Origin of the sequence: Brevundimonas sp. UBA7507 (assembly GCF_002478355.1) — a bacterium.
GTDB classification, from domain to species: Bacteria; Pseudomonadota; Alphaproteobacteria; order Caulobacterales; family Caulobacteraceae; genus Brevundimonas; species Brevundimonas diminuta_D.
Genome location: NZ_DLNP01000023.1, coordinates 63,092 through 69,847, shown reverse-complemented (window position 1 = coordinate 69,847; position 6,756 = coordinate 63,092). Strand labels below are relative to the sequence as shown.

The following is a 6,756-nucleotide window of genomic DNA, read 5'->3' as shown; positions in this document are numbered from 1 at the left end:
GGCCGCGCCAGCCCTGGGCCTGAAGCGCCAGAACGACATCGACCATGGTCAGGCCGGAGCCGAGGATCAGCACGTCATCGTCGGGGGCGATCGCGGCCAGGGCGTCGGGCCGCCAGGGATCGGCGATGCGGCGGGGACCATCGCCTGCGACGGCGGGGCGCGGCGGCGGGTTGCCGGTGGCCAGCGCCACAGCGCGGCCGGGGATGCGGGCGCCGTCGGCGAGGATGACGGTCTCGCCCTCGATGCGGACGGCCTCGCCTTTCACTCGGCGGATCAGGCCGGGAGGGGCGGCCTCGGCCTCGGCCAAGCGAGCCTGCACATAGAGGCCGTAGAGGCGGCGCGGGGCGAAGCCGTTCGGATCGGCGAAGGCGGGGGCGTGGAGCGCCAACCAGTCGGTGAAGTCGGCGGGCCGGTCGGGGCGGGCGCTCATCCGCTCGGCGCGGACGTTCAGCCGGTGGTCGTCCAGCGGCGTGGAATAGGCGACGCCGAGGCCGACCTGTTCGCCGCGCTCGATCAGGACCGTGGCCTGCCCCAGTTCGGCCAGGCGCGCGGCCAGCATGGCGCCGGAGAATCCGCCGCCGACGATGATCACGGGTAGGGAGGCGGCGGCGGCGTTCATTGAACGAGCATCGTCCACGACGCCGCCGCCGGTCAAACCGGAATCAGATTTCCTGGTTGAAGGCGCCGATTTCCGGGTGGGCGGCCAGGCGGGGCTTCACTTCCTTGCGGAACAGGTCGCGCATGTCGTCGGCGGAGCGCATGCTTTCGACCACCACGACCAGTTCGGGCTTGTTGGAGGAGGCGCGGACCAGCACCCAGGAGCCGTCCTCCAGGTGGACACGCACGCCGTTGACGGTGATGGCCTCGACGATCTTGCGGCCGAGAATTTCGCCGCCGGCGGCCGCCAGGTCTTCGTACTCCTTTACGATCTTGGCCAGGACGTCGTACTTCAGCTCGTCATCGCAGTGCGGCGACATGGTCAGGCTGGTCCAGGCGTCGGGCAGGGCGGACTTCAGTTCCGACAGGCTCTTGCCGGGGTTGCGGTCCAGCATGGCCAGGACGGCGCCCGCCGCCACCAGGCCGTCGTCATAGCCGTGGCCCAGATCGCCCGACAGGAAGAAGTGGCCCGACTTCTCGAACCCGGCCAGGGCGCCCAGTTCGGCGGTCTTGCGCTTGATGTAGGAGTGGCCGGTCTTCCAGTAGACGGTGGTCGCGCCGTTGGCCTTGAGCACCTCGTCGGTCTTGTACAGGCCGGTCGATTTCACATCGACGACGAAGGTGGCGTTCGGGTGGATGGCCGACAGGTCGCGGGCCAGCATCAGGCCGATCTTGTCGGCGAAGATCTCCTCGCCCGTGTCGTCGACCACGCCGCAGCGGTCGCCGTCGCCGTCGAAGCCCAGGGCCAGATCGGCGCCCGTCTCCTTCACCTTGGCCGCCATCTGCACCAGCATGGCGTGATCTTCCGGGTTCGGATTGTATTTAGGGAAGGTGTAGTCGAGGTCGGTGTCCATCTCGATCACTTCGGCGCCCATCAGGCGCAGAACCTCGGGGGCGAAGGCGCCGGCGGTGCCGTTGCCGCAGGCGGCCACGACCTTCAGCGGACGGGACAGCTTCACCTTGGACGCCACGTCCTTGATGTAGGTCTCGCGGAAGCCCTCGACGCGCTCCAGGCGGCCGCCGGGACGGGCCACGCCCTGGCCGTTCAGGACGATCTCCTTCAGCCGGCCCATTTCATCGGGGCCGAAGGTCAGGGGGGCCTGGGCGCCCATCTTCACGCCGGTCCAGCCGTTCTCATTGTGGCTGGCCGTGACCATGGCGACGCAGGGGCAGTCCAGCGCGAACTGGGCGTAATAGGCCATGGGCGACAGGGCCAGGCCGATGTCTAGCACCTCCATGCCGCCTTCCAGCAGGCCCAGGATCAGCGCCTGCTTCACCGACAGGGAATAGCCGCGGAAGTCGTGGCCCACGGCGATCTTCGGCGTCTGGCCGATCTCGTGGACATAGGTGGCCAGGCCAAGGCCCAGGGCCTGGATGCCCAGCAGGTTGATCTCTTTTTCCAGAATCCAGCGGGCGTCGTATTCGCGAAAGCCGGTCGGCTTGACCAGGGGCAGGGTTTCATATTCCGCGGTGTTGGGGCGGATATCCTGACGGGGCTTTTGCATAAGTCTTCCTAGATGGGCCGCTGGGGAGAGCGGGGGCCGCTGTTCTGCCTCGGCCTATAGCCTCCCCCTGCTCGAGAGGCCACAACGCGCGACCCTTGTTATCGCTGCGCTGCGTCATTGGATGATTTCATCGAGCGGCGAAACCTTGACCGCCCCCGCGTCGGGGGCCTAGCGAGAAACCCAGATACGGATGCTCCCGGAGACCCTGATGACCCGCCTGATCCTGCTGCGCCACGGCCAGAGCCAATGGAACCTGGAAAACCGCTTCACCGGCTGGGTCGACGTCGACCTGACGGCGGAGGGCGAGGCCCAGGCCCGGCGCGGCGGCGAGCTGATCGCCGAGGCGGGTTTCAAGCCTGCGGTCATGTTCACCTCGGTGCTGAAGCGGGCCAAGCGCACCGGCGCCCTGGCGCTGGATTCGGCTGGGCTGAAGGATGTGCCGGTGATCGAGAACTGGCGCCTGAACGAGCGCCACTACGGCGGCCTGACCGGGCTGGACAAGGCCGAGACGGCGGCCAAGCACGGCGAGGACCAGGTCAAGGTCTGGCGCCGCAGCTATGACGTGCCGCCGCCGCCGCTGGCGCCGGGCGGCGAGTTCGATTTCGACGCGGATCCTCGCTACGCCGGCAAGGAAATCCCGGACACCGAGAGCCTGAAGACGACGCTGGACCGGGTGCAGCCCTATTGGGACGCCGAGATCGCCCCGCGCCTGAAGGCGGGCGAGGACGTGCTGATCGCCGCCCACGGCAACTCCCTGCGCGCCATCGTCAAGCTGTTGTTCGCGGTGCCGGACGACAGGATCGTCGACGTTGAGATCCCGACCGGCAACCCGCTGGAGATCGATCTGGACGCGGACCTGAAGCCGGTCGCCGCCCGCTATCTGGACGAGGGGCGGGCGCAGGCCCTGCCCCCAATTGCGAGAGCGGGCGCGTGAGCGGGGCGGCGGACGACGCTGTCTTCATGCGGCGGGCCATTGATCTGGCCCTGAGCCGCATGGGCGAGACCTGGCCCAATCCGGCGGTCGGCTGCGTCCTGGTCAAGGACGGGGTCGTGCTGGCCGAGGCGGCGACGGCGCCGGGCGGGCGTCCGCACGCCGAGGAACAGGCCGTGCCCGAGGCGGGCGAGGCCGTGAGGGGCGCGACCGCCTATGTGACGCTGGAGCCGTGCGGCGCCCGCTCGTCGGGCCGCAAGTCCTGCGCCCACTTCCTGGCCGAGGCCGGGGTGGAACGGGTGGTGATCGCGGCGCTGGACCCGTCGCCTTTCGCCTCGGGGCGGGGGACGGAGCGGCTGCGCCAGTCGGGCCTGACGGTCGAGACCGGGCTGTTGTCGGATGAGGCCGCCGTCCTGTGCGAAGGCTTCCTGCACCGGCTGGAGACGGGCCGGCCTATGGTCCGCGTCAGCCTGGACGGCGCGGGCTTTGACGGGCGGTTCGCCGCCTCCGCACGCGCCGATCTGACGACCGAGCTGAACCGGCTGGGCGAGGCGGGCTACACCCGCCTGTGGACCCAAGAGGGCGAACTGGCCGAGGCCCTGCGCGAACAGGGCCTGTTGACGGAATAGGGCGGCCAGCGACGGGGCGGAGGCGACGGAAAAACCCTTGTTGCCGCAAAGCTTCCTTAATCCGGCGTAAGCCATAAACGGCCCCATGAGCGAGGCCGTCGAACCCGTGCGCAGGAAGCTGACTCAGGAAGAGGTCGACGCCGTCTGCCTGAAGCACGACCGGCTGTGGCAGGCGCGGCCGGGCGGGGCGCGGGCGGTCTTCGCCTGGATGGACCTGTCGGGGGTCAGCTTGCGCGGCCGCAACCTGGCCGACGCCGACTTCACCGCTGCCTGCCTGATTGGCTGCGACCTGACGGGCGCCAAGCTGGACAACGCCAACTTCTTCGGCGCGGACATGCAGGATGCGACCCTGGTCGACGCCAGCCTGCGCCGGGCCGACCTGCGCGGGGCCTGCCTGCGCGGCGCGGACCTGTCGGGGGCCGATCTGTTCGAGGCCGACCTGCGCGAAGGCACCATCGCCGCCAAGGACGCCAAGCTGGGCTTCCGCGTCGTCGAGGCGCGAAAGCGCGCCGACACCCAGGCGCAGGGCGCCGTGCTGGCGGGCGCCAATCTGCAGCGCTCGCGCATGACCGGCGTCGTCGCCGTGGCCGCCGATTTCACCGACGCCATCATGAAGGACTGCAAGCTGGTCCGGGCCAATCTGAAACAGGCCAGCTTCCGCGGCGCCGACCTGGCCGGGGCCGACCTGTCGGGCGCCGACCTGTCAGGGGCGGACCTCAGCGACGCCGTTCTGGTGGGGGTCAAGGCCGCCATGTGGCGAACCGACGGGGCCAATATGGACGGCGCCCTGGTCGACAACCGCCCGGCGGGCGAGCCGGTCAGCCAGATGCCCGCCGCCGAGATGCTGCGCGACCACGCCCAATGGTGCGAAACGGGCGGGGCCGAGGGCCAGCCCTCGGTGTTCGACGGGGTGGATCTGCGGCCGCTGGTCACCATTCGCGGGCTGAACCTGACGGCCCTCTCGGCCAAGGGGGCGGTCTTCTACGGCCTGGACATGGAAGGGGTGCAGCTTCAGGGCGCGCAACTGGAGGGCGCGGACCTGCGCTCGGCCAATCTGCGCCGGGCCGATCTGCGCGGCGCGCGGCTGGCGCGGGCGCGGCTGAACGGGTCCGACCTGCGCGAGGCCCAGCTGGGTCCGCTGATGCTGGCGGCGGATCGCCTGCTGCCCGCCGATCTGACCGGGGCGATCCTGCGCGGCGCCGACCTCACGGGGGCCGACCTGCGCCGGGCCGTGATGGTCGATGCCGATCTGAGCCGGGCGACCCTGCACGGCGCCCAGACCAAGCAAGCCGACTTCACCGGCGCTCAGACGAGCGGCGCGCGCGGGCTGGACCCGGCGGACCTGCACGCAGCCTAGGGAAGGCGCACGAAAAAGGGGCGACGCGAGCGCCGCCCCTTCGACTTTTCAGTCAGGCGTGTGGCCTTTAGGCCGCCTTCTTGGCCTTGGTCTCGACCTGGCCCTCGATCAGGGACGAGCCGGTGGCGATCTCGATGCTGCGGGGCTTGAGGGCCTCAGGCAGTTCGCGCTTCAGCTCGACGGTCAGCAGGCCGTTGGCCAGGGCCGCGCCCTTGACCACCACATAGTCGGCCAGCTGGAAGCGGCGCTCGAAGTCGCGCTCGGCCAGGCCGCGATGCAGGAAGGTGCGCTGGCCGTCGTCGTTGGCGGCCTTCTTGCCGGTGACGGTCAGAAGGTTCTCCTTCGCCTCGATGTTCAGCTCATCGGCCGAGAAACCGGCGACGGCGATCTCGATGCGATAGGCGTCCTCGCCGGTCGTCTCGATGTTGTAGGGAGGCCAGCCGTTTTCCTGGCTGGAGCGCGCGGCGCTTTCCAACTGACGAACCAGACGGTCGAAACCGACGGCGGAACGGTACAGCGGCGAGAAATCATAGGTACGCATGGGTCATCCTTCTGACATTCAGCAAGGTTGAGCCGCCCGGCGATTTGGCCCCGGACGACGGAGGGTTTCAGTCCCGGCGGTCCGAAATCGGCCCCGTCAGGTCTGGAGAGCCCGGGATCGGCGCTCTCGGATGAAGAGGTAGGAGGTCGTTTTTCCGGCGCAAGGGGCGCGCAAAATCGTCGCTTTCGGCCTCTGCGCCTTGCCGTCGCCGCGAAGCGCCGTATGGGTTTTACCTTCGTCGTCCAGGATCGACCGGAGCCCGTCATGCGAACCCTCGTCCTCAGCGCCGTCGCGGCGTGCCTGCTCGCCTCGCCCGCCCTCGCCCAATCGGGCCCGCCGGACGCTGCGCCGCTGCCGCACCGCCAGGGCCTGTCGATGGAGATGCCGAGCTTCTCTGAGGATGCGGCGCTTCAGGCGGCCGTGGCCGCGACGACCCGGCCTGAGGCCGACCGCGCCCGCGACGGCGAGCGTCATCCGTTCGAGACCCTGACCTTCTGGGGCCTGCAGCCCGGCCTGACGGTGGTGGAGATCGAGCCGGGCCGCGCCGGCTGGTGGCGCAACATCCTTGAGCCCTATGCGGCAGCGACCGGCGGGCGCTACGTCCCGGTCAATCGCCCGACCGAGGGCATGGGCGTCGCCGACGGGACGGCGGACATGGTCGTGGTGGCCCGCGCCTTCCACAACTGGTCGCGCGACGGCCGGGTCGAACCCTATCTGGCGGCCTTCTTCACGGCGCTGAAGCCCGGCGGCGTTCTGGCGGTCGAGCAGCACCGCGCGGCCGAGGGGCTGAACGTGACCGAGACGGCGCCGACGGGCTATGTCCCCGAGAGCTGGCTCATCCACGCCGCCCGCCGCGCCGGCTTTGAACTGGAGGCCCGCAGCGAGCTGAACGCCAATGCCAAGGACGACCGCGACCATCCGTTCGGGGTGTGGACGCTGAAGCCCACGCGCACCTCGGAGCGCGACGGCCGGGCTCTGACGGCGGAGGAGCGGGCGGCGTTGGACGCCATCGGCGAGAGCGACCGGATGACCCTGCGTTTCCGCAAGCCCAACGCGGCGGACTGACGGCCCGATGACAATGCAGTGCGTGGTTTTGACGCTGGCGCAGAAGCGCCTTAAGCCCCAAGCGAAGACAC

7 protein-coding genes are annotated in these 6,756 nt (G+C 69.8%); 4 read left to right on the top strand and 3 right to left on the bottom strand.

Annotated features, from left to right (window positions below):
• Both B3D50_RS15740 and B3D50_RS15735 read right to left on the bottom strand, forming a co-directional pair.
• A partial coding sequence (locus B3D50_RS15740; protein ID WP_286952616.1) for an FAD/NAD(P)-binding protein occupies nucleotides 1-619 on the bottom strand: 619 nt, incomplete at its 3' end.
• 43 nt (nucleotides 620-662) lie between these two features.
• The gene (locus B3D50_RS15735) at nucleotides 663-2,162 is read right to left on the bottom strand and encodes a phosphomannomutase/phosphoglucomutase (protein ID WP_286952615.1); all 1,500 of its coding nucleotides are present in this window, start codon (nucleotides 2,160-2,162) and stop codon (nucleotides 663-665) included.
• A 208-nt stretch (nucleotides 2,163-2,370) separates the two neighbouring features.
• Between B3D50_RS15735 and gpmA the strand changes: the two genes are divergently transcribed.
• The 3 genes from gpmA (at nucleotide 2,371) to B3D50_RS15720 (ending at nucleotide 5,079) form a co-directional block, all read left to right on the top strand.
• A complete protein-coding gene (gene gpmA / locus B3D50_RS15730; protein ID WP_286952613.1) occupies nucleotides 2,371-3,096 on the top strand; it encodes a 2,3-diphosphoglycerate-dependent phosphoglycerate mutase in 726 nt (241 codons plus the stop codon).
• The gene (locus B3D50_RS15725) at nucleotides 3,093-3,722 is read left to right on the top strand and encodes a bifunctional diaminohydroxyphosphoribosylaminopyrimidine deaminase/5-amino-6-(5-phosphoribosylamino)uracil reductase RibD (RefSeq protein ID WP_286952611.1); all 630 of its coding nucleotides are present in this window, start codon (nucleotides 3,093-3,095) and stop codon (nucleotides 3,720-3,722) included. Before gpmA ends, B3D50_RS15725 begins: the two co-directional genes overlap by 4 nt.
• An 85-nt stretch (nucleotides 3,723-3,807) precedes the next feature.
• Entirely contained in the window at nucleotides 3,808-5,079 is a 1,272-nt protein-coding gene (locus B3D50_RS15720) for a pentapeptide repeat-containing protein (RefSeq protein WP_286952610.1), read from the top strand.
• Nucleotides 5,080-5,146: 67 nt separating this feature from the next.
• Here B3D50_RS15720 and B3D50_RS15715 read toward each other — a convergent pair whose 3' ends face one another.
• Nucleotides 5,147-5,620, bottom strand: a complete 474-nt coding sequence (locus B3D50_RS15715) for an Hsp20 family protein (RefSeq protein WP_128719101.1) — start codon at nucleotides 5,618-5,620, stop codon at nucleotides 5,147-5,149.
• A 264-nt stretch (nucleotides 5,621-5,884) separates the two neighbouring features.
• On the opposite strand from B3D50_RS15715, the gene B3D50_RS15710 reads away from it, so the two are divergent.
• Nucleotides 5,885-6,685, top strand: a complete 801-nt coding sequence (locus B3D50_RS15710; protein ID WP_286952608.1) for a class I SAM-dependent methyltransferase — start codon at nucleotides 5,885-5,887, stop codon at nucleotides 6,683-6,685.
• Nucleotides 6,686-6,756: the final 71 nt, after the last annotated feature.

Bases quoted from the DNA above. Each gene is read 5' to 3' on its own strand.
- B3D50_RS15710 (WP_286952608.1), top strand. From the start codon at position 5,885: ATGCGAACCCTCGTCCTCAGCGCCGTCGCGGCGTGCCTGCTCGCCTCG.
- B3D50_RS15715 (WP_128719101.1), bottom strand. From the start codon at position 5,620: ATGCGTACCTATGATTTCTCGCCGCTGTACCGTTCCGCCGTCGGTTTC.
- B3D50_RS15720 (WP_286952610.1), top strand. From the start codon at position 3,808: ATGAGCGAGGCCGTCGAACCCGTGCGCAGGAAGCTGACTCAGGAAGAG.
- B3D50_RS15735 (WP_286952615.1), bottom strand. From the start codon at position 2,162: ATGCAAAAGCCCCGTCAGGATATCCGCCCCAACACCGCGGAATATGAA.
- gpmA (WP_286952613.1), top strand. From the start codon at position 2,371: ATGACCCGCCTGATCCTGCTGCGCCACGGCCAGAGCCAATGGAACCTG.